18 protein-coding genes are annotated in these 19,661 nt (G+C 71.5%); 8 read left to right on the forward strand and 10 right to left on the reverse strand.

Annotated features, from left to right (window positions below; genetic code table 11):
- Positions 1-12 precede the first annotated feature (12 nt).
- From ABGB14_RS24260 to xylA, 5 genes are all read right to left on the reverse strand, one after another.
- The gene (locus ABGB14_RS24260) at positions 13-552 is read right to left on the reverse strand and encodes an AAA family ATPase (RefSeq protein WP_347646112.1); all 540 of its coding nucleotides are present in this window, start codon (positions 550-552) and stop codon (positions 13-15) included.
- Complete coding sequence (gene lysS / locus ABGB14_RS24265) at positions 549-2,150, reverse strand: lysine--tRNA ligase (protein ID WP_347646113.1); 1,602 nt, start codon at positions 2,148-2,150, stop codon at positions 549-551. Before lysS ends, ABGB14_RS24260 begins: the two co-directional genes overlap by 4 nt.
- A gap of 218 nt (positions 2,151-2,368) precedes the next feature.
- Positions 2,369-3,472, reverse strand: coding sequence for a Gfo/Idh/MocA family oxidoreductase (locus ABGB14_RS24270; RefSeq protein WP_347646114.1), 1,104 nt, complete (start codon positions 3,470-3,472; stop codon positions 2,369-2,371).
- Positions 3,469-4,212, reverse strand: a complete 744-nt coding sequence (locus ABGB14_RS24275; RefSeq protein ID WP_347646115.1) for a sugar phosphate isomerase/epimerase — start codon at positions 4,210-4,212, stop codon at positions 3,469-3,471. Before ABGB14_RS24275 ends, ABGB14_RS24270 begins: the two co-directional genes overlap by 4 nt.
- Positions 4,209-5,360: a xylose isomerase gene (gene xylA / locus ABGB14_RS24280; RefSeq protein WP_347646116.1), complete on the reverse strand. Its 1,152-nt coding sequence runs from the start codon at positions 5,358-5,360 to the stop codon at positions 4,209-4,211. Before xylA ends, ABGB14_RS24275 begins: the two co-directional genes overlap by 4 nt.
- 88 nt (positions 5,361-5,448) lie before the next feature.
- Here xylA and ABGB14_RS24285 point away from each other — a divergent pair, with 88 nt between their 5' ends.
- Positions 5,449-6,561: an ROK family transcriptional regulator gene (locus ABGB14_RS24285; RefSeq protein ID WP_347646117.1), complete on the forward strand. Its 1,113-nt coding sequence runs from the start codon at positions 5,449-5,451 to the stop codon at positions 6,559-6,561.
- Here ABGB14_RS24285 and ABGB14_RS24290 read toward each other — a convergent pair.
- Both ABGB14_RS24290 and ABGB14_RS24295 read right to left on the reverse strand, forming a co-directional pair.
- On the reverse strand, positions 6,558-7,076 hold the full coding sequence (locus ABGB14_RS24290; protein WP_347646118.1) for a DinB family protein: 519 nt from the start codon (positions 7,074-7,076) through the stop codon (positions 6,558-6,560). The genes ABGB14_RS24285 and ABGB14_RS24290 overlap by 4 nt on opposite strands.
- Positions 7,077-7,154: 78 nt before the next feature.
- Positions 7,155-7,541 (reverse strand): hypothetical protein, encoded by a 387-nt coding sequence (locus ABGB14_RS24295; RefSeq protein WP_347646119.1) that lies wholly within the window; start codon positions 7,539-7,541, stop codon positions 7,155-7,157.
- 95 nt (positions 7,542-7,636) lie between these two features.
- On the opposite strand from ABGB14_RS24295, the gene ABGB14_RS24300 reads away from it, so the two are divergent.
- Both ABGB14_RS24300 and ABGB14_RS24305 read left to right on the forward strand, forming a co-directional pair.
- The gene (locus ABGB14_RS24300; RefSeq protein WP_347646120.1) at positions 7,637-8,023 is read left to right on the forward strand and encodes a PadR family transcriptional regulator; all 387 of its coding nucleotides are present in this window, start codon (positions 7,637-7,639) and stop codon (positions 8,021-8,023) included.
- Positions 8,020-8,730, forward strand: a complete 711-nt coding sequence (locus ABGB14_RS24305) for an RDD family protein (RefSeq protein WP_347646121.1) — start codon at positions 8,020-8,022, stop codon at positions 8,728-8,730. The genes ABGB14_RS24300 and ABGB14_RS24305 overlap by 4 nt, the downstream gene beginning before the upstream one ends.
- Positions 8,731-8,740: 10 nt before the next feature.
- Here ABGB14_RS24305 and ABGB14_RS24310 read toward each other — a convergent pair whose 3' ends face one another.
- The 3 genes from ABGB14_RS24310 to ABGB14_RS24320 form a co-directional block, all read right to left on the reverse strand.
- Entirely contained in the window at positions 8,741-9,604 is an 864-nt protein-coding gene (locus tag ABGB14_RS24310; protein ID WP_347646122.1) for a discoidin domain-containing protein, read from the reverse strand.
- Between the two features lie 12 nt (positions 9,605-9,616).
- A complete protein-coding gene (locus tag ABGB14_RS24315; protein ID WP_347646123.1) occupies positions 9,617-11,188 on the reverse strand; it encodes an alkaline phosphatase D family protein in 1,572 nt (523 codons plus the stop codon).
- 95 nt (positions 11,189-11,283) lie between these two features.
- On the reverse strand, positions 11,284-12,021 hold the full coding sequence (locus ABGB14_RS24320; RefSeq protein WP_347646124.1) for a DeoR/GlpR family DNA-binding transcription regulator: 738 nt from the start codon (positions 12,019-12,021) through the stop codon (positions 11,284-11,286).
- Positions 12,022-12,209: 188 nt separating this feature from the next.
- On the opposite strand from ABGB14_RS24320, the gene ABGB14_RS24325 reads away from it, so the two are divergent.
- The 5 genes from ABGB14_RS24325 to ABGB14_RS24345 all read left to right on the forward strand — a co-directional run bounded on the left by ABGB14_RS24325 (position 12,210) and on the right by ABGB14_RS24345 (position 19,643).
- Positions 12,210-13,511 (forward strand): extracellular solute-binding protein, encoded by a 1,302-nt coding sequence (locus tag ABGB14_RS24325; RefSeq protein WP_347646125.1) that lies wholly within the window; start codon positions 12,210-12,212, stop codon positions 13,509-13,511.
- Positions 13,508-14,392, forward strand: coding sequence for a sugar ABC transporter permease (locus ABGB14_RS24330; protein ID WP_347646126.1), 885 nt, complete (start codon positions 13,508-13,510; stop codon positions 14,390-14,392). The genes ABGB14_RS24325 and ABGB14_RS24330 overlap by 4 nt, the downstream gene beginning before the upstream one ends.
- Complete coding sequence (locus ABGB14_RS24335; protein WP_347646127.1) at positions 14,389-15,201, forward strand: carbohydrate ABC transporter permease; 813 nt, start codon at positions 14,389-14,391, stop codon at positions 15,199-15,201. The genes ABGB14_RS24330 and ABGB14_RS24335 overlap by 4 nt, the downstream gene beginning before the upstream one ends.
- Positions 15,198-18,677, forward strand: coding sequence for a hypothetical protein (locus tag ABGB14_RS24340; RefSeq protein ID WP_347646128.1), 3,480 nt, complete (start codon positions 15,198-15,200; stop codon positions 18,675-18,677). Before ABGB14_RS24335 ends, ABGB14_RS24340 begins: the two co-directional genes overlap by 4 nt.
- Before the next feature lie 141 nt (positions 18,678-18,818).
- Entirely contained in the window at positions 18,819-19,643 is an 825-nt protein-coding gene (locus ABGB14_RS24345) for a hypothetical protein (RefSeq protein ID WP_347646129.1), read from the forward strand.
- Positions 19,644-19,661: the final 18 nt, after the last annotated feature.

The raw sequence follows: 19,661 nt of genomic DNA on the forward strand, positions 1-19,661 counted from the left end.
GGGTCAGGGTTCTTATCCATCGCCTCCTATTTGAGCCTCTCTGACCCGAGAGATAATCTCGTTCACGGTTTCTTCCGGGCGCTGCCGGGAGGTGTCGAGCCACAGGCCGAGGCGCGGCGTCTCGTCGCGCAACACGGCGTCCAGCTGGGCAATCGTCCATCCGCCCGCGTATCCGCGCTTGCCGCGCGCCCGCTCGCGGCGCTCCACGGCCGCCGGGTCGGGAGCGAGAACGACGACCTGCAAAGGCCGAGAACGGACCATTTCCGTGAACTGCTCCAAATCCCCACCAATAACGACGTCCTGAACAATTGATGTGAATCCGGCTTCGCAATACATGTCCGCAGTATTCGCTGCAATGCGGTAACGAAGGTGGAGCTGGCGTTGCGCCTCGTCCGTCTCCTCCGGCGTCATCTCGGCGCGGCCGCCGACCACCATGCGCCGGAACACGTCGCCCCGCACGTGGGCGGAGCGCGGCAGCCGCTCGGCCAGGGCCTGCGCCACGGTGGACTTGCCGGCGGCCGAGATGCCGGTGATGAGGACGACGCCCCTCATGCGCCGACGAGCTTGCGCACCCGGTCGGCGCCGACGGCCATCAGCAGCGTGGGCAGCCTGGGGCCGGTCTCGCGGCCGACGAGCAGCTTGTAGAGCAGGGCGAAGAAGGCCCGCTGCGCCGCCTTCAGCTCCGGTGTCGCCTGGGCGTCGGCCGGCAGCCCGGCCTGGACCTTCGGCACGCCGTACACCAGCGCGGTGAGGCCCTCGATCGACCAGTCGTCGAGGCCGTCGGCCAGCAGCCGCAACGAGTCGCGCGCGCCAGGGCCGAGCGAGTCGAGCAGCTCGTAGTCGGGAGTGCCGCGCACGCGGGTGCGCAGGTCGGGGGGCAGGTGGTCGTCGACCCAGCTCTGCGCCTTGTCCAGGCGCGGGCGGGCGTCGTCGAGCGAGCCGACCCCGTCGAGGTCGCGCAGGATGCGGATGGTCTGCCCGGCGTGCCCGGTCGTGATGTCGAGGACGGAGGCCAGCGTGCGGTAGGGGATCGGGTGCGGCGTGGCGGGCAGCGGGCCCGCGGCGGTGCTGACCGCGCGCCTGTGCGCGGCCAGCTCGGCCGGCTGGGCCTGCCCGGCGCCGACCTTGCGGCCCAGCGCGTCCCACTCGTCGTAGAGGCGCTGGATCTCCTGGTCGAAGGCGATCTTGAAGGACTGTGCGGGCTTGCGGCGGGCGTACAGCCAGCGCAGCACCGGCGCCTCCATGATCTCCAGGGCGTCGGCCGGGGTCGGCACGTCGCCCTTGGAGCTGCTCATCTTGGCCATTCCGGTGATGCCGACGAACGCGTACATGGGGCCGATCGGCTGCCTGCCGCCGAACACCTCGCCCACGATCTGCCCGCCGACGATCCAGGCGGAGCCGGGAGAGTGGTGGTCGACGCCGGACGGCTCGAAGATCACGCCCTCGTAGGCCCAGCGCATCGGCCAGTCGACCTTCCACACCAGCTTGCCGTGGTCGTGCTCGGCCAGCCGGACCGTCTCGCCGAAGCCGCACTCGCAGGTGTAGGCCAGCTCGGTGGTCTCGTCGTCGTAGGCGGTGACCGTCGTCAGGTCGCGCCCGCACAGGTCACAGTACGGTTTGTACGGAAAGTAGTCCTCGACCTGCTTCGAGCGGTAGCGCGACAGCACGGCGTCGATCGCCGCCCGCTCGCGCACCGCCCGCAGGATCTGCTCGCGGTAGGCGCCCGAGGTGTACTGCTCCGTCTGGCTGATGCCGCGACAGTCGACGCCCAGCTCCTTGAGAGCCTCGGCCATCGGCGCCTTGAAGTGCTCGGCCCAGTTGGCGTGCACGCTGCCGGGAGGGGCGGGCACCGAGGTCAGCGGCTTGCCGATGTGCTCGGCCCAGGACGGGTCGACGCCCGCGGGGACCCGGCGGAAGCGGTCGTAGTCGTCCCACGACAGCAGGTGGACGCAGTCGAGGCCGCGCCGGCGGATCTCGTCGGCGACCAGGTGGGGGGTCATGACCTCACGCAGGTTGCCCAGGTGGATCGGGCCCGACGGGCTCAACCCCGACGCGCAGACGATCGGTTTGCCCGGAGCGCGTCTCTCCGCCTCGGAGATCACCTCGTCCGCGAACCTGGAGACCCAGTCGGTCTCGGCACTTTCCGCCATCGCGCCATTCTTGCGGGTCCGGCCGGTTCAAGCCAACGCGATACCTCACGGGTCGGTCGCGCTGCTGCCTGCGATCCGGCTTGCCCGAGGGGGAGGGCGGGGTCTCGGTGGGGGCGCCGCAGCCGGCAAGCACGACCACGGCGGCCGCGGCGAGGAACGATCTTCTGGGCATGGCGCTAGACCATACTCCGTGCAACGGAGTATGGTCTAGCGCCGGATCAGGACAGGGTGGCCGCGTGCGGATCCCAGTCCGCCGGAAGCGGCTCCGGCGCGGTCGTGGTGGAGGAGATGGGACGGAACTCCGAACGCTCGCCCGACTGCGCGATCGACGACATGAGCTCCAGCACGTGGTAGGCCAGCTCGCCCGACGCCCGGTGCGGCGTGCCCGCGCGCAACGATCTGGCCAGGTCCAGCACGCCGATGCCGCGGCTCACCGTCGTGCCAGACACGGGCAGCTCGCGCCAGTCCGTCTCGCGCGGGCCGCGGGCCAGCAGCGGGCCCTCGAACGTGTTGGGATCGGGAAGCGACAGCGCGCCCTCGGTGCCGATGACCTCGATCATCCTGCGGTTGATGGGCGAGTCGAAGCTGAACGTCGCCGTCGCCGTGGCGGCGCCGGGGAAGTCCAGCAGGGCGTTGACGTGGGTGGGGACATCGACGGGGAAGGCCGTGCCCGCCTTGGGCCCTGACCCGACGACGCGCTGCTCGCGGGCCTTGCGGGTGCCGGCCGCGACCCGCTTGACCGGGCCGAACAGGGACACGAGGGCGGTCAGGTAGTAAGGGCCGAGGTCGAAGAGCGGGCCCCCGCCGGGCTGGTAGAAGAACTCGGGGTTGGGGTGCCACGACTCGGGGCCCAGGCTCTGCGTGGCCGCCGCGACCGCGACCGGCGTGCCGATGAGGCCGGAGCGCAGGGCGTGCAGGGTCGACTGGAGCCCGGCGCCCAGGAACGTGTCGGGGGCGCAACCGAGGCGCAGGCCCCGGTTGGCGGCCTCGGCCATGACCTTGGCGCCCTCGTCCATGTCCATGGCGAAGGGCTTCTCGCCGTACACGTGCTTGCCGGCGCGCAGGGCCTCCAGCGCGACGGCCGCGTGCGCCGACGGGACCGTGAGGTTGACCACGATCTCCACCTCGGGCAGCGCGAGCGCCGTGCCGAGGTCGCCGGAGACGGGAACGCCGTGTTCGCGGGCGACGGTCGCGGCCCGGTCGGCGTCGAGGTCCGCGACGGCGAGCACGCGCACGTCGGGGAAGGCGGTGAGGTTGCGGAGGTACTGGCCACTGATGACTCCGGCGCCGACCAGGGCGACGCCGACGGGGCCGTTGCTCAAAGGCTCTCCAAGGAGGTGAGATAGGCGTGGCTGTCCGCCAGGGCGGCGAAGATGTCGGTGGCGCACTCGTCGAGCTCGACGACGCGCCAGGCGTCAGGGGCCGCGGCGAGGATCTCCGGCACGGGCATGACACCCCTGCCGACCGCGGTGTGCGGCTCGCCCTTGACCACCGGGCCGTCCTTGACGTGCAGCGCGATCACGCGCTCCCCCAGGCGGCCGAGCAGGGCGGGCACGTCGGCGCCGCCGACCGCCGCCCAGTAGGTGTCGATCTGCAGGAACACCTCGGGAGCCAGCCGGTCGGCCAGCACCTCGATGGCGTGCCGGCCGTCGATCTTCGGCTCGAGCTCCCACCAGTGGTTGTGGTAGCCGACCCGCATCCCGTGCCCGGCCGCCTGCTCGGCCAGGCCGTTCAACAGGTCGGCCGTACGGGCGATGCCGTCGGCGGTGGTGAACTCCTCGTGCGCGATCCCGGCGGGGACGATCACCAGATCGGTGCCGAGCGTGGCGACCGCGTCGAAGACCTCGGCGGGCTCCTGCCGGAGCAGCGCGCCCGCGTGCGTGCTCGACACGCGTAACCCCAGGTCGTCGGCTACCTGGCGGAAACCCTTGGGGTCGGAGGTGGGGTCGTACGGCTCGACCGCGGTGTAGCCGATCTCCGAGATCCGCCTGAGCACGTCGTCGCGGCCCGCGGCCAGCGGCTCCCTGACGGTGTAGAGCTGGACACTGACGGGTTTCGTCATCCGCGTACCCCCATGAGGTGCTCGAGCGCGAGCTGGTTCAGCCGGGTGAAGTGGAAGCCGCGCTCGGCCGCGGCCTCGGGGTCGAAGTCGTCCTTGGCCAGGTCGGTCCACGTCTCGCCGGCCGCGAGGGTGGGCTGGGCGAGCTCGTCCACGCGGGAGGCGCGCAGGGCCTCCCGCACTTCGGGGTCGGCCCGGTAGGCGCGCGACTTCTCCTTGAGGATGAGGTAGGTCCGCATGTTCGCCGCCGCCGAGACCCACACGTCCTCGCGGTCCTCGGTGCGCAGCGGCTTGTAGTCGAAGTGCCGGGGGCCGTCGTAGCCGCCGTTCTCCAGCAGGTCGACCAGGAAGAACGCGCTCTTCAGGTCGCCGTGGCCGAAGACCAGGTCCTGGTCGTACTTCGGCCCGTGCTGGCCGTTGAGGTCGATGTGGAAGAGCTTGCCGTGCCACAGCGCCTGGGCGATGCCGTGCACGAAGTTGAGCCCGGCCATCTGCTCGTGGCCGACCTCGGGGTTGAGGCCCACCATCTCGGGGTGCTCCAGCTCGTTGATCAGCGCCAGGGCGTGGCCGATCGTGGGCAGCAGGATGTCGCCGCGGGGCTCGTTGGGCTTGGGCTCCAGGGCGAAGCGCAGGTCGTAGCCGCGGTCGCGGACGTACGAGCAGAGCAGGTCCAGGCCCTCCTTGTAGCGCTCCATGGCCGCCTTGACGTCCTTGGCGGCGTCGGACTCGGCGCCCTCGCGGCCGCCCCAGCACACGTACGTCTTCGCGCCCAGCGAGGCGGCCAGGTCGATGTTGCGCATGACCTTGCGCAGGGCGTAGCGCCGCACGTCGCGGTCGTTGCTGGTGAACGCGCCGTCCTTGAAGACCGGGTGGGTGAACAGGTTGGTGGTGGCCATCGGCACCTTCATGCCGGTCTCGTCGAGGGCCTTCCTGAACGCCGCGATGGCCTTGTCCCGGTCGGGTTCGACCGCGAGGAGGTCGTCGTCGTGGAAGGTGACGCCGTGCGCGCCGAGCTCGGCCAGGCGGTGCACGCTCTCGACCGGGTCGAGCGGCGGCCTGGAGGCGTCGCCGAACGGGTCGCGGGCCTGCCATCCGACGGTCCAGAGGCCGAAGGTGAAGCGGTCGTCGGGGGTGGGTGTGAATGCGGTCATGGTGCGTCCTTCGGTCTTTAGTCCATAATCTGTACATAATCCTGAGGAGGTGAGCATGGTGGCGTCAAGAGGGGTCCGTCATGATTCCATGCGTGCCCGTAACCTGGCCGTCGTACTCGGCGCGATCCACCGGTCGGGGCCGCACACCCGCGCCGCGCTCGCCGAGCTGACCGGGCTCACCAAGACCACCGTGTCCAGCCTCGTCGCCGACCTGCTGGAGGCGGGGGTGGTGACCGAACGCGGCGCCGTCAGGGACGGCGAGCGGGGCCGCCCGGGAGTCGCCGTGAGCCTGAGCGGCCACCGGGTGGCCACGCTGGGGCTGGAGATCAACATCGACTATCTGGCGGCCTGCGTGGTCGACCTCACCCGCACCGTACGCCTGCGCCGCACCCGCCCGGCCGACAACCGCAACTCCGACCCCGCGCACATCCTGCACGAGCTGCGCGGACTGGCCAAGGAGACCATCGCCGAGGCCGAGGCGGCCGGGTTGCGGGTCATCGGCGCCGCGCTCGCCGTGCCCGGCACCGTCGAGGGCGAGACGCTGCGCAGCGCGCCGCACCTCGGCTGGCGGGACGTACGGGTGGCCGACGTGGTCGACCTGCCGTTCGCCATCGACAACGAGGCCAACCTGGCGGCGCTCGGCGAGTTGTGGTTCGGCGCGCGGGAGACCGACTTCCTCTACGTGTCGGGCGAGATCGGCGTCGGCGCCGGGCTCGTGGTGGCCGGCAGCCTGTTCAGGGGCACGTTCGGGCTGGCGGGCGAGCTGGGCCACGTCGTCGTCGTGCCCGACGGGCCCGCGTGCCGGTGCGGCGGCCGCGGCTGCCTGGAGGTCTATGCCGGGCAGGACACCCTGCTCGGAGCGCTGGACTCGGTCTCCGAGCTGGTGGCACGGCTGGAGTCGGGCGACCCGCGGGCGCTGGAGACGTGCGAGCGGGCCGGCGAAGCCCTCGGCGTGGCGCTCACCTCGGCCGTGCACCTGCTCGACCCGGGCATGATCGTGCTCGGCGGCGTCTTCGCGCCGCTGTTCCCGTGGCTGGAGGGGCCCGTGGCCGGCGGGCTGGGGGCCAGGCTGGCGCACATGCGCGACGGCCCGCCCGCCCTCGTGGTCTCGCGGACCGGCCCGGACGCGGCGGTGCTGGGGGCGGCCGGGATGATCATCCAGCGCGTCATCGCCGAACCCGCCGAGGTCCTCGGCGTCTAGTAGTAGCCCTTCCTCCCGTCGAGCAGCTCGCGGATCGTGTCAAGGTGGCCGGCGTGCCTGGCGGTCTCCTCGACCATGTGGATCACCATCCAGCGCAGGCTCGCCGGCGCGGCGCCGAAGTGCGGATGCCTGCCGGCGTCGTCGAGCGAGTGAGCCGCGATGATCTCGTTGGAGGTCCGGCACTGGCGTTCGTAGTCGTCGAGCAGCCGGGCCGTCGGCACGCCGTCGGCGACCATGTCGGCGTCCTCCTCCGCCTCCTCGTCGAACTGCGGGTTGCCGGCGGCGGAACGGCCCAGGAAGAGCACCTCGAACCAGCAGTGCTCGGTCCAGCGCAGGTGGGCGAGCACGCCGGCCACCGTCATGAGGGGAGAGGTGGGCAGGACGGGGCGGTGCGCGTCCTCCTCCGACAACCCCTCGCACTTCCACTGGACGATCGCGCGCTGCATGTCGAGCCAGCCCACGAGCTGCGTGCGCTCGTCGGCCATGAAGGGAGGTCGTTCGCGGGGGAGTGTCATGACGGCCGACGCTACTTCAACCGCACCGATATCGCGCGATCTTTTCGGCCGGCCCGCCACGACGGGAGAGCCCGGCGCTCAGGCGCGGGCGCTGAGCGCGAAGACCTTCAGGTCGGGGGTCGGGGAGCTGGTGAACGAGACGGCCTCGCGGGCCGGGTCGACCGGTACGGACACCCGCCAGATGGTGACCTTGCGGCCGTCCGAGGTGCCGTTGACGTGGTAACGGGTGTCGGCCGTGAGCGCGGCCTGCTCCCCGAAGTGCGGTGACGCGCTCGCCCAGTCGGTCACCCGCAGGGGCGCCGCCGACGTGCCGCCGCCGGCGTAGGTGATCGTGAGCTCGGTCCGCTGGTCGCCGTTCACGGCCGTGACCAGCAGGTCGAGCGCGCGGTAGCGGCCCTTCGTCAGGTAGGTGCGCTGGCCGGGAGAACACCTCGTGATCACACCGTCCCACATTAACCGGATCATTGACGGCGTTGTAAGAGCGCGGGAACATCCGGTTCCTCGGTCATCGCTCGACCCGATACCTTGCTACCCGAGGTATCAGGTCGTACTGTGGTCGTATGAGTGAGGATGTCGAGGCGACGCCGGGATCGGCCACCATCGCACGGCTCCGTCGCGAGCTCGCGCGGGGCACGACCGAGCTGGCCGTGCTGTCCGTCCTCAGCGTCCGCCGCCGTTACGGCTACGAGCTGCTGAAAGTGCTGCGCCACGCGGGCGAGGGCGTCCTGGAGGTCAAGGAGGGCACGCTCTACCCGCTGCTGCACCGGTTGGAGGACTCCGGCCACATCGTCGCGACCTGGGAGGCCGAAGGGCGCGCCAGGCCGCGGAAGTACTACGTCATCACCCCGGACGGCCGCGCCTATCTCGCCATGCTGCGCGTGGAGTGGAGCGGCCTGGTCGACGCGATGCGACAACTACTCAACACCCTTGGCGAGGTGCAGGAATGAGCGACGTACGGCAGACCATCGACGACTACACCGACAGGGTCGCGCGCCACCTCACCGGCGCGGCCCGCGACAGGGCCAGGGCGGAGCTCGGCGACCATCTGTCCGAGGCGGCGGAGGCCGGCGAGCTGCCCGAGGCGTTAGGCCGGCTCGGCACCCCGGCGGAGGCGGCCGCCTCCTTCGCCGAGCTGCGCACCGCCCAGCCCGCGTCCATCAATGTGCGCTTCGTCGCCGTGCTGATCGACAACCTGCCGCTCGTCGGGGTCTCGGCCGCGCTGTTCCTCCAAGGGCTGTACGGGATCATCGAACATGGCACCGGCTTCGCGCTGTCGTTCCCTCCTTTCGTGTACGTCAAGATCGGCGACGGCTGCGTCGCCCTCATGACCGTGCAGTGCGGCGCCTACGACGGCGCCGGCCTGACCTACGCCCTGGGCCTCCCTCTCGCCCTCGCCTGGTCGATCGTCGGGCTCGGCCTGCTGGAGGCGCGCACCGGCACGACACCGGGCAAACGCCTGATGAAGCTCCGCGTCGTCACCGAGACCGGCCTGCGCATCCACCCGGTCACGGGCATCGTCCGCAGGCTCAGCATGCTGCTGGGGCCGGCCGCCTGGCTGGACTGGCTCCCCGTCGTGTGGGGCGACCGGCGGCGGGTGCTCGACCGCCTGACCGAGACCAAGGTCGTGCCCGCCACCCCCGCCGAGGAGCCGTAGGAGGAGGTCCTCAGCGGACCTCGACCTCGATGATGCGCGTGTAGTCGTTGGCGCCGTTGGAGGCGAGCGCGACGATGCGGACGGCGTCCGCGGTGACGGGCGCGAAGTCCGAGCGCACGTTTCCGGCGGTGTTGCCGCGCACCTGCGCGACCGTTCGCCACTCGCCGTCCACCTGGGCCTGGACGTCCCAGTCGCGCAGCCCGTGGCGGGATGCCGGGTAACGCTCGGTGTCGAGGGTGTACAGGTTGACGCGGGAGACCTGCTTCGGCCCGCCCAGCGCGACCGCGATGGTGTCGGGCCAGGCCCGGCCGGTGGCGTCGTTCCAGCCGTTGCCGCCGGCCCAGCCGTTGGAGGAGGTGTCGCCGTCGGCGACGCTGCACGGCGGGTAGTTGGCGTTGGTGTGCTGGGAGGAGGCGGTGACGGGGCGGTGCAGCGCGAGGTTGCCGCCGTCGTCGAGCCTGTCGAGGGGCACGACGTCGACCGGCACCTTCAGCGTCCTGGCGGGGGTGCGCAGCCGCAGCTCGTACGTGCCCTCCTCGGTCTCGGGCGGGACGGCGACCAGGAGTTTCGCGCCGAGCTCGTACCCGGGCGGCAGGTAACTGGTCAGCATCGTGCGGGAGGCGGTCAGCGGCGGGTCGATCTCGACGTCCATCGTGGCGTACGCGGGTTTCTTCGCGTCGCTGCGCATGCCGATCTCGATCTTCGCGGGGCAGGCGGGATCCACGCCGAGCGCGGCGACGAGCCGGTCGGCGCCCGCGATGGGGGTGAGGTCGCCGGAGGGCTTGCCAGCGGTTGCGGCGGGGTGCCAGGCGGCTCCCGTGGTGAGCGTGACGGCGGCGGTGGCGACGGTGAGCGCGGCGGCGAGGTGACGCATGATCGTTCCTTCCTAGAGCGCCTGCAGGCCGGGGGCGCCGTCGAGCGTGACGAGGCTCGCCCTGGTGGAGACGGGGGCGCCGGGGCGGTCCACGTACGGGACGACCTTGAAGTCCGCCCGCCACTGGTCGCGGGTGACCTCGCAGGAGACGTAGCCGCGCTGGTAGCTGGAGAAGCGCAGGTGGGGGTTGACCGGGTCGGTGCCGCCCGGCGGCAGGCCGGCGTCAGGGTTGCCGTTGCCGCCGCTGCTGACGGAGGTGCAGACGAACTCCACGCCGGCCGTGCGGGAGGAGGGGTCGTCGAAGTTCTGCTTGAGCTCGCCGGCCAGGTTGTAGTGGATGTCGCCGGTCAGCACGACCGGGTTGCTGACCTCGCGCTCGATCATGCCGTTGATCAGGCGGTCCTTGGCGGCCTTGTACCCGTCCCACAGGTCCATGCTGAGCTTCTGGGCGGGGCCGGGGTCGAAGTCGAGCTGCATCATGGCGACCTGCTGGGCGAGCACGTTCCACCGGGCGCGGGAGGCGCCCATGCCGTCGAGTAACCACCGCTCCTGCTCGGTGCCGAGCATCTGCCTGGACGGGTCGAGGCGGTCGGCGCAGTCGACCTGCTGCCCGTCGCCGCACACCTGGTCGTCGCGGTATTGGCGGGTGTCGAGCACGTTGAACTCGGCCAGGTCGCCGAAGGTGTACCTGCGGTAGACGCGGGCGTCCGGCCCCCGCACGGCGGGCACGCGGACGGGCAGGTTCTCCCAGAAGGCACGGAAGGCGTTGGCGCGGATCACCAGGTAGTCCTGCTCGGTCACCTCGCCGCCCGGGCCGTGCGGGCCGGCCCAGTTGTCGAGCACCTCGTGGTCGTCCCAGGTGACGATCCACGGCGCCCGGTGGTGGGCGGCCTGCAGGTCGGGGTCGCTCTTGTAGAGGCCGTACTGGATGCGGAAGCGGTCGAGGGTGTCGCACTGCACGCGGTACTGCTCGGGCACGGGGACCCCGCGGTTGCCGCCGGTCGGCACGATGCCGTACTCGTAGATGTAGTCGCCGAGGTGGAAGACCACGTCGGGGTTCTCGTCGGCGAGGTGGCGGTAGGCGGTGTAGTGGCCGTCCTGCCACAGCGCGCACGAGGCGAAGGCCAAGCGCAGCGCCTCCGGGTCGCCTCCGGGCGCGGGCGCGGTCCTGGTCCGGCCCACCGGGCTGATCTCGCCCCCGGCGCGGAAGCGGTAGAAGTAGTCGCGGCCGGGGCGCAGGCCCTTGGCGTCCACGTGGACCGAGTGGCCGTATTCGGGGGTGGCCCAGGTGGAGCCGCGGCGGGCGCGCCGGGTGAACGCCTCGTCCTCCGCGATCTCCCAGTCAACCCTGATCTTGTTGTACGGCAGCCCGCCGAGCGGCTCCAGCGGCTCGGGCGCCAGCCGCGTCCAGAGGATGACCCGGTCGGGCAGGGGGTCGCCCGAGGCGACGCCGAGTTTGAAGGGGTAGTCACCGCGGACGGCGGCCGTCTGCGCGGTGGAGGGGTCGGCCAGGTTCGTGGTGAAGGCCAGGGCGAACGCGGCGCCGCCGAGGCCGAGGAAGGATCGACGTGAGGGGTGATCCATGCCGCTTCCTGAGCTGGGGGGGTGAAAGCCCTCACTTTGTAACAAGCCACCGCACTTTTTAACAAGACTCAAGTGAAAAATAACGCGCAATCGCGTTACATCTGCGCCACCTGGACGTTGGCGTGCCGGTCGCGCAGCCGTTGGAGCAGGTCGGCAGGGGCGGCCGAGTCGACGACGATCGCGTCGAAGTCGTCCAGCGGCGCGACCCGGTGCAGCGCCACCCGGGCGAGCTTGGAGCCGTCGACCGCCAGGATGCGGCGGGCGCCCGCGCGCAACATCGCCCGCTTCACCAGGACGATCTCCTGCTCCTGGTGGAAGGCGTACTCGTCGGAGACGGCGGAGGTGGAGACCACGACCACGTCGACGCTCACCGCCTCGACCGCGTCGACGCAGCCCAGGCCGAGGAAGGAGTCGTGGGTGGCACGATATTCCCCGCCCAGCGCGATGAGCCGGATGTCGGGGCTGCCGGCCAGCAGCCTGATCGCCTCGAGGAAGTTCGTCACCACGGTCAGCGGCGCCAGATCGCCGAGATGGCGGGCCACGGCCAGCGCCGTCGTCGAGTCGTCGAGCATGACGGACCCGCCGGGCTCGATCATGCCCGCCACCACCCGGGCGATCGCGTCCTTCTCGGCGGTGTGGGCCTGGAGCCGGTAGGCGATGTTGCTCTCCCACACGTTGCTGGCCTGGGCGGTGACCCCGCCTCTGACCTTGCGCACCATGCCCTGGCGCTCCAGCTCGTCCAGGTCGCGGTGCACGGTCATCACGCTGACGCCGAAGCTCTCGGCGAGCTCCGCCACCGAGGCCGAGCCCTGGCGCACGATGTGCTCGGCCATGCCCCGCCACCGGGCGGACTTGCTTGAGGTGTGCTGACGCGAATCCACCGGGAGCCCTCTCACCCTTTCGACGGCTGCGAATCCTAACCTTGACACCCAACTTGGGCGACTCGTACCCTCCCCACATCCATCACTTTTAACAAATTTGGCTGTTAAATTAACAGCCAAATCATGGAGGTGGGCGGGACATGACCGGCCTTCTGCACGACGCCAGGGTGAGCCGCGGGCAGTTCCTGCGCATGATGGGCGGCCTGGCCGTGGCCGCGACGGCCACCGCCTGCTCCACCAGGCCGGAGACCACGGCGACGACCGGCGACGGCGCCACGACGGAGCTGAAGTTCATCGGCGTGGCCGACCAGAAGACGCCGATGGACGAGCTGGTCGGCGCCTACCAGAAGGCCAGGCCCGCGGTGCGCATCACCGCCTCCTACGCTCCCACCGACCAGGTGCAGACCTCCCTGCGCACGCAACTCGGCGCCGGAAACGCCCCCGACCTGCACGTCGTCTACCCCGGCAACGGCAGCGCGATGTCGATGACCCAGATCGCCGAGGCCGGGCTGCTCGCCGACCTGTCCGCCCAGCCGTGGGCGGCGACCGTCCCCGCCGGGTTCAGGCCCGCCTTCCAGCTCGACGGCAAGACCTACATCTACTCCGCCGGCTCGTCGGTCATCGGCGCCGTCTACAACAAGAAGGCCTTCGACAAGGCGGGCATCGACGCCCCGCCCACCACGTGGAACGAGTTCCTCGCCGCCTGCGACAAGCTGAAGAAGGCCGGCGTGGTGCCGATCGCGCTGGGCGCGCAGACGCCGTGGGTCACCCAGCTCATCACGTACGCGCTGGTGCCCTCGACCGTCTACGCCAAGGACCCGACGTTCGACGACAAGCAGCTCGCCGGGCAGGCGACCTTCGCCGGATCCGGCTGGCAGGACGCCATGGAGATGTATCTGGAGCTGCAGAAACGCGGCTACTTCAACGACAACCCGAACGGCACCACCTTCGAGCAGCAGACCTCCATGGTGGCCGGCGGAAAGGCCGGCATGGCCGTCCAGGTCTCCGCCGTCCTGCCCGACTTCCGCAAGGCGGCCTCCTCGCCCGACGACCTGTCGATGTTCCCCGTGCCGGGCGCCGACGACGCCGGCTCCGTGTGGATCCCCGCCGGCGTCGTCGTCGGCCTCGGAGCCGCCGCCAAGGGCAAGAACGTCGAGGAGGCCAAGGCGTTCATCGACTTCCTCGGCAAGCAGGAGAACATCAACGCCTGGGCCAAGGCGATCTCCGCCATCCCGCTCACGCAGGACGACTCCTCGACCATCGACCCCGCCGTCGAGTCGTTCCTGCCGTTCACCAAGGACCGCGCGGTGCCGTTCATGGACCAGCGCTGGCCCAACGCCGAGGTGCAGCCGGTGCACTTCGCCGTCGTCCAGGAGCTGCTGGCCGGGGAGTCGACCATCGACGAGGCGCTGAAGAAGATGGACGAGGCGTACCGGAAGTGACCGCCAGCTCCTCCCGCCGCCGCTTCACCGCGTCCGCCCCGTCCTGGCTGTTCGCCGCGCCCGCGCTCGCGGTCTACGCGCTGGTCGTGCTCTACCCGGCGGTCAGCGGCGTGGTGTACGCGTTCACGGACTGGAGCGGCATCGGCCAGGACATGTCCTTCGTCGGCCTGGCCAACTTCCGCACGCTGCTCGGCGACGACCAGGCCATGGGCTCGATCGGCAACACGCTGCTGCTGACCGTGGCCACCGTGGCCGTGCAGAACGGCGTCGGGCTGCTGCTGGCGCTCGGCGTGCACGCCAAGCTCAGGAGCCGGGCGCTGCTCCGCGTGATCTTCTTCGCGCCGGTCGTGGTCAGCCCGGTCATGGTGGCCTTCCTGTGGAAGTACATCTACAACCCCGACCCGTCCGCCGGCCTCAACGGGCTGCTCGGCCTGCACGTCGACTGGCTGGGCGACCCGTCGATCGCGTTGTGGTCGATCGCCGGCATGGTCGTGTGGCAGTACGCCGGGTATTCCATGGTCATCTTCCTGGCCGGGCTGGAGGGCGTGCCGAAGGAACTGCGCGAGGCCGCCATGATCGACGGCGCGGGCACCCTCCAGCGTTTCCGCTACGTCACCTGGCCGCTGCTGGCCCCCGCCGTGACGATCAACCTGATGTTGTCCACGATCGGCGGGCTCAAGCTCTTCGACCAGGTCTTCGCCGCCACCAACGGCGGCCCCGGCTACGCCACCGAGACCCTGTCGACCGTGCTGTACAAGCAGGCGTTCGTGTTCGGCAAGTTCGGCTACAGCACCGCGGTCGCCCTCGTGCTCGCGCTGTTCGTGGCCGCCGTCTCGCTCGTCCAGGTCTACTACCTGCGCCGCCGGGAGGTGACCGCGTGAGGAAGACGTTCCTGCTGGAAATCGTCATGATCGCCGTGGCTGTGGCGTTCCTGTTCCCCGTCTACACCCTGGTCTCGCTGTCGCTGAAGGACCCCGGGCAGATCTCGCGCTCGCCGCTGGCGCTGCCCGACCCGCCGGCGCTCGACAACTACGGCTCCGCGTGGACGGCCGCCGCCCTCGGCCCGTCGCTCGTCAACAGCACCGTCGTCACCGTGGCCAGCCTGGTCGCGCTCATCGCGCTCGGCTCGTTCGCCGCCTATTTCCTGGCCCGGGTGCGGACCCGCCTCGGCTACGGCCTCTACGTGCTCTTCCTGCTCGGCATCGTGCTGCCCTTCCAGCTCGGCATGATCCCGCTCTACGAGCTGGTGAACGATCTCGGGCTGATCGGCACGCACGCCGGGATGATCCTCTTCTACACCGGCATCCAGCTGCCGTTCACCGTCTTCCTCTACACCGGCTTCATCCGTGCCCTGCCCCGCGAGTACGCCTCCGCCGCCCAGATCGACGGCGCCTCCCACCTGACGGCGTTCACCCGCGTCGTCTTCCCCCTGCTGCGGCCCATCACCGGCACCGTGCTCATCCTCAACGTCGTCTTCATCTGGAACGACTTCTTCACGCCGCTCGTCTACCTCGGCGGCTCCGGCTACGAGACCGTCCCGGTCAGCGTCTTCGCCTTCGTCGGCCAGTACGTCTCCCAGCACGGCCTCGTCTTCGCCGGGCTCGTGCTCGGCGCGGTGCCGATCGTGGTGGTCTTCCTCGCGCTGCAGCGGTACGTCATCAAGGGCTTCGCCAGCGGGCTCAAAGGATGAGCGGCGACCCGCCTCCCAGGGAGTACTCCCCCGCGGCCATCTGGTGGTGGAGCGGCGAGCCGCTGCGCCGCGACCGGCTCCGCCGGCAGATGGAACGCCTGGTGGACGGGGGAGTGCACAACCTCGTCATCCTCAACCTCGCCCCCTCGGGGCCCGCCTTCGGCGCCGACGCCGACGACCCGCCGTTCCTGTCGGAGGCCTGGTGGGAGCTGTTCGACGAGGTGTGCGCCGACGCGTACGAGCTGGGGGCGTACCTGTGGTTCTACGACCAGCTCGGCTTCTCCGGCGCGGACCTGCAGGCCAGGCTCGTCCAGGAACATCCGTCGTTCGCCGGGCAGTGGCTGAACCCCGACGGGTCGGTCACGCTGCGCGGCTTCGACTACCTGTCGCGCGAGGCGTGCGCGGTGCTGCTCGACCGGGTGCACGGCGAGTTCGAGCGGCGCGCCGGGCACTGGTTCGGCCGGGTGATCGCCGGGTCGTTCCAGGACGAGCTGCCGACCCTGCCCACCTGGTCCGCCCGCTTCGCCGAGGAGTACCGCGCCAGGCGGGGCACGGAGTTCTCGCCGGCCGACCCGGACTGGCAGGCGTACCAGCGCACCCGCGCCGAGCTTGCCGAGGAGGCGTTCTTCCGGCCGCTGGGCGAGTGGCACGCGCGGCACGGGCTGCTCAACGGTTGTGACCAGCAGGACCCGGCCCGCGCCGGGCACCCGGTGGCCGGGGTGGAGCTGTACGCCGACTACGCCCGCACCCACCGCTGGTTCGGCGCGCCCGGCTCCGACCACCACGGCGACGCCCGCCTGCACGCCTCGCTCGCCCACCTCTACGGCCGGCCGCGCACCTGGATCGAGGCGTTCCACTCCAGCGGCTGGGGCGGCACGCTGGAGGAGACCTTCGACTGGCTGCTGCCGTGGCTGCGGGCCGGGGCCACGCTGTACAACCCGCACGCGGTCTACTACACGACCAGGCGCGGCTGGTGGGAGTGGGCGCCGCCGGCCACGGACTGGCGGCAGCCGTACTGGCGGCACCACCGGGTCTTCGCCGACGCCGTCACCCGGTTGTGCGCCGCCCTGTCGCGGGGCCGCCACGCCTGCGACGTCGCCGTTCTCCTCCCCACGGCCACCGTCCAGGCCGCCGGTCCTGCGGCACGGGCCCCGGCCGAGCGGGCGCAGGAGGTGTACCGGGAGATCGTCGGCGACATGGCGTGGTTCGCCACCAGGCCGGGCGTGCTGGACCGGCTCGGCTACGACGCCGACGTCATCGACGAGGACTCCGTACGGCGGGCGGCGGTCGAGGACGGGCGGCTCGCCGTGTCCACCGAGGCGTATCGGGCCGTCGTGCTGCCCGCCGTCACCGTGCTCGACGAGGACGTCGCCGCCCGGCTCGCCGCGTTCGCCGCGGACGGCGGGCTGGTCGTCTCCGTCGGCACGGATCCGCTGGGCGGGGCGGGCCGCTTCGTCCCGTCCCCGGACCGCCTGGGCGACGCGCTGGCCGGGCTGCCGCGCCGGGTGGAGGCTCCGGTGCCCGCCCTGGTGCGCGAGGCCGGTGACACCACGCTGGTGTTCCTGACGGCGGCCTTCCCGATGGCGAGCAGGATCGGCGTCGGACGGCCTGAGCGGCGCGGGGTCGAGCTCGGCTGGCTGGACGCCGACATCGACTTCGACCCCGCCAGGTACGCCCGCGAGATGCGCGTCACCGTCAGGGGCGTGTCGGGGACGCCGCGGCTGGCCCGGCCCTTCGCCGGCGGTGATCCCGTCGCGCTGCCGCACACGCGCGACGGCGACGCGACGGAGGTGGTCGTGCCGTTCGACGACGGGCCCGCCGCGCTGCTGGCGTTCGACGGCACGCACGCCGAGCCCGCGCCGCCGCGGCCCGCGTACCCGGTGGAGGTGGACCTCGGGGACGAGTGGGACGTCGAGCTCGTCCCGACCATGGACGACACCTGGTCGGACTTCGGTCTCACCACGGCAACCGCCACCGGGTCCGCCACCGGGTCCGCCACCGGGTCCGCGTACGCCGCCGGAGTCGGCGGCGACACCGGTGCCCGCGTTGAACGCTGGTCGTTGCGCAGGCCCGGCGGAGAGCCCGCGCGCGTGACGTTCGGCCCGCGCGGGGAGCAGCGCGTCGGCGACGGCCCGTGGACGCCCTCGGTGTGGTCGACGTCGCGGGGCCTGCACAAGGACCCCATCCACCGGGAGACCCTGGGCCCCAAGGGACACGTGCCGGTGGAGTTCCTCGCGTTCGGCCGGGTCGCGGCCGGCGCCGAGGCGCGCTTCCGCAGCGTGCTCACCGTGCCGGAGGGCGCTCCCGTCTGGCTCGCGATCGGCGCCGGCGCCGCCAAGGCCCTCCGGCTCGACGGCGAGGAGCGGCCGCTCGACGACTCCGGTTACGCCGCCGTCACGCTCTCACCCGTCGCGCCCGGCGACCACCTGCTGGACCTGGCGCTCGTCCCTGACGAGGAGCACGACCTGCGGGCCTACGCCTGCCTGGTGGACGACCCCGGCGACGCCGCCCGCCCCGAGTGGATCGCCGGCACGCCCCTGGAGACCACCGTGCACGTCCAGGAAGGAGGCGGGCCGCTGCTCCAGGTCGCCTCGACCGCGTTCTGCCGGGTGCTGGTGAACGGTGTGGAGGCCGGCCGCCAGGGCGGCTTCGACCCGTACGCGGAGGCCGACATCCCGCGCGTACGCCGCTACGACGTGGCCCGCCTGCTGCGCCCCGGCGACAACACGATCGGGATCGAGTCGGACGGCTGGGTGCTGGCCGACGGCCTGGCCGTCTCCGGCCCCGGCTGGACGCCCCGCCCCCGGGTACGCCGCCGCCAGCAGGGCGACCCCGCCGCCCTGTGGTCGCGGGTCCGCCCGCACCCGCTGCCGGAGGCGGGCTGGCTCGACGGCCGCCCCTCCGCCCCCGCCGCCACGTTCACCGCGCCCGGCGCCCGCCCCCGGACCGAACGGTTCCTCCTCGACCCGCCTCCGGGCGCGACCGGCGTCTCCGTGGACGTCGCGGACGGCGTCGAGTGCGTCGTGGACGGCGGCGAGCTGCGCGTGACCACGGTCCCCGGCCGGCAGTCGGGCGCCGCGTTCACCGGCCCCGTCCGCTTCACCTGCGGCCCTGGCCGGATGCGGCTCGGCGACTGGGAGGAGCGCGGCCTGGCCGGCTACAGCGGCGGCGTGCGCTACCGCGCCACCTTCACCGCCCAGGCCGGGCCGGGCGAGCTCGACCTCGGCCGCGTCAGGGGCACGGCGGAGGTCACGGTGAACGGCCGCCCGTGCGGGATCAGGGTGTGCTCGCCGTACGTCTTCGACGTCGAGCTGGACGAAGGCGACAATGCCGTCGAGGTCCTGGTGCTGGGCACGCTGGCCCCCTATTTCGACGAGGTCAGCCCCACGCACTTCGTCTTCGCCGGCCAGCGCGTCACGGGCCTGTTCGGCCCCGTACGCCTGCGCGCGGCGATGACGGAACCGCACACGCCCTGAGGCGGGCCCCGCCCGGACGTGCCGTTCCGGCTGCGTCACCGGCGACGATCGCGAAGGCGCGGGGTGAAAGTTTCACGCCGTCACCGCCGCTTGACCTGTGGCGGTGAGGATTCCTTTCCCGCCGGTGTTTCCTCCCGCCGGATGCGGCCTTACGGTGACCCCACCTCCTGTCGGAACCGGTCTCGGCGGCCCCGGCTTCGTCGAAGCGCTTCGACACGGCGGTTTCGACAAGGCGCCGCCTGCCACCGGCGGACAACAGCGGAAAGGGAGATCATGCTCAGGACGCTCCGCCTCTTCGTCCCGGTGTCCATGCTCGTCGCGCTCCTCGGAGTGCTCGCTCAGCCGGCCCAGGCCGCCGTCTGGTCCTCGTCGGACCGGTGGGGCACATGGACCAACGGCGGCTACACCCTCTACAACAACATCTGGGGCAGCGGCGCCGGCCCGCAGACCATCTGGGCGAACTCGTACGGCGACTGGGGGGTCTGGGCGGACCACCCCAACACCGGCGGCGTCAAGTCCTACCCCAACGCCACCAGGAACGTGAACCGGCGGCTCAGCGCACTCCGCAGCGTGACCAGCAGCTTCAACGTCACCGTGCCGAGCGCCGGCGCCTACGCGAGCGCGTACGACATCTGGTGCGACGGCCACACCTACGAGATCATGCTCTGGATGAACAAGTACGGCCCGGTGGGCCCGCTCGGTTCGTGGCAGGCGAGCGCGTCGGTGGGCGGCCACAGCTGGGACGTCTACCGCGGCTCCAACGGGTCCAACGAGGTGTTCTCCTTCATCCGGCAGGGCAACGCCACCTCGGGAACCGTCGACATCAAGGCGGTGCTGGACTGGATCAGGTCCAGGAACTGGTTCGGCGACGTGACGGTCGGCGACGTCCAGTTCGGCTACGAGATCACGTCGTCCGGCGGCGGGATGGACTTCCGTACCAACGGTTTCTCGGTGTCGGCGAGCTGACCACGGGACTCGGTCAGG

Origin of the sequence: Nonomuraea sp. B10E15 (assembly GCF_039871615.1) — a bacterium.
GTDB lineage: Bacteria > Actinomycetota > Actinomycetes > Streptosporangiales > Streptosporangiaceae > Nonomuraea.

Bases quoted from the DNA above. Each gene is read 5' to 3' on its own strand.
- lysS (WP_347646113.1), bottom strand. From the start codon at position 2,150: ATGGCGGAAAGTGCCGAGACCGACTGGGTCTCCAGGTTCGCGGACGAG.
- xylA (WP_347646116.1), bottom strand. From the start codon at position 5,360: ATGACCGCATTCACACCCACCCCCGACGACCGCTTCACCTTCGGCCTC.
- ABGB14_RS24300 (WP_347646120.1), top strand. From the start codon at position 7,637: ATGAGTGAGGATGTCGAGGCGACGCCGGGATCGGCCACCATCGCACGG.
- ABGB14_RS24285 (WP_347646117.1), top strand. From the start codon at position 5,449: ATGCGTGCCCGTAACCTGGCCGTCGTACTCGGCGCGATCCACCGGTCG.
- ABGB14_RS24310 (WP_347646122.1), bottom strand. From the start codon at position 9,604: ATGCGTCACCTCGCCGCCGCGCTCACCGTCGCCACCGCCGCCGTCACG.
- ABGB14_RS24325 (WP_347646125.1), top strand. From the start codon at position 12,210: ATGACCGGCCTTCTGCACGACGCCAGGGTGAGCCGCGGGCAGTTCCTG.
- ABGB14_RS24340 (WP_347646128.1), top strand. From the start codon at position 15,198: ATGAGCGGCGACCCGCCTCCCAGGGAGTACTCCCCCGCGGCCATCTGG.
- ABGB14_RS24260 (WP_347646112.1), bottom strand. From the start codon at position 552: ATGAGGGGCGTCGTCCTCATCACCGGCATCTCGGCCGCCGGCAAGTCC.
- ABGB14_RS24345 (WP_347646129.1), top strand. From the start codon at position 18,819: ATGCGGCCTTACGGTGACCCCACCTCCTGTCGGAACCGGTCTCGGCGG.
- ABGB14_RS24315 (WP_347646123.1), bottom strand. From the start codon at position 11,188: ATGGATCACCCCTCACGTCGATCCTTCCTCGGCCTCGGCGGCGCCGCG.
- ABGB14_RS24295 (WP_347646119.1), bottom strand. From the start codon at position 7,541: ATGATCCGGTTAATGTGGGACGGTGTGATCACGAGGTGTTCTCCCGGC.
- ABGB14_RS24290 (WP_347646118.1), bottom strand. From the start codon at position 7,076: ATGACACTCCCCCGCGAACGACCTCCCTTCATGGCCGACGAGCGCACG.
- ABGB14_RS24320 (WP_347646124.1), bottom strand. From the start codon at position 12,021: ATGGCCGAGCACATCGTGCGCCAGGGCTCGGCCTCGGTGGCGGAGCTC.
- ABGB14_RS24305 (WP_347646121.1), top strand. From the start codon at position 8,020: ATGAGCGACGTACGGCAGACCATCGACGACTACACCGACAGGGTCGCG.
- ABGB14_RS24275 (WP_347646115.1), bottom strand. From the start codon at position 4,212: ATGACGAAACCCGTCAGTGTCCAGCTCTACACCGTCAGGGAGCCGCTG.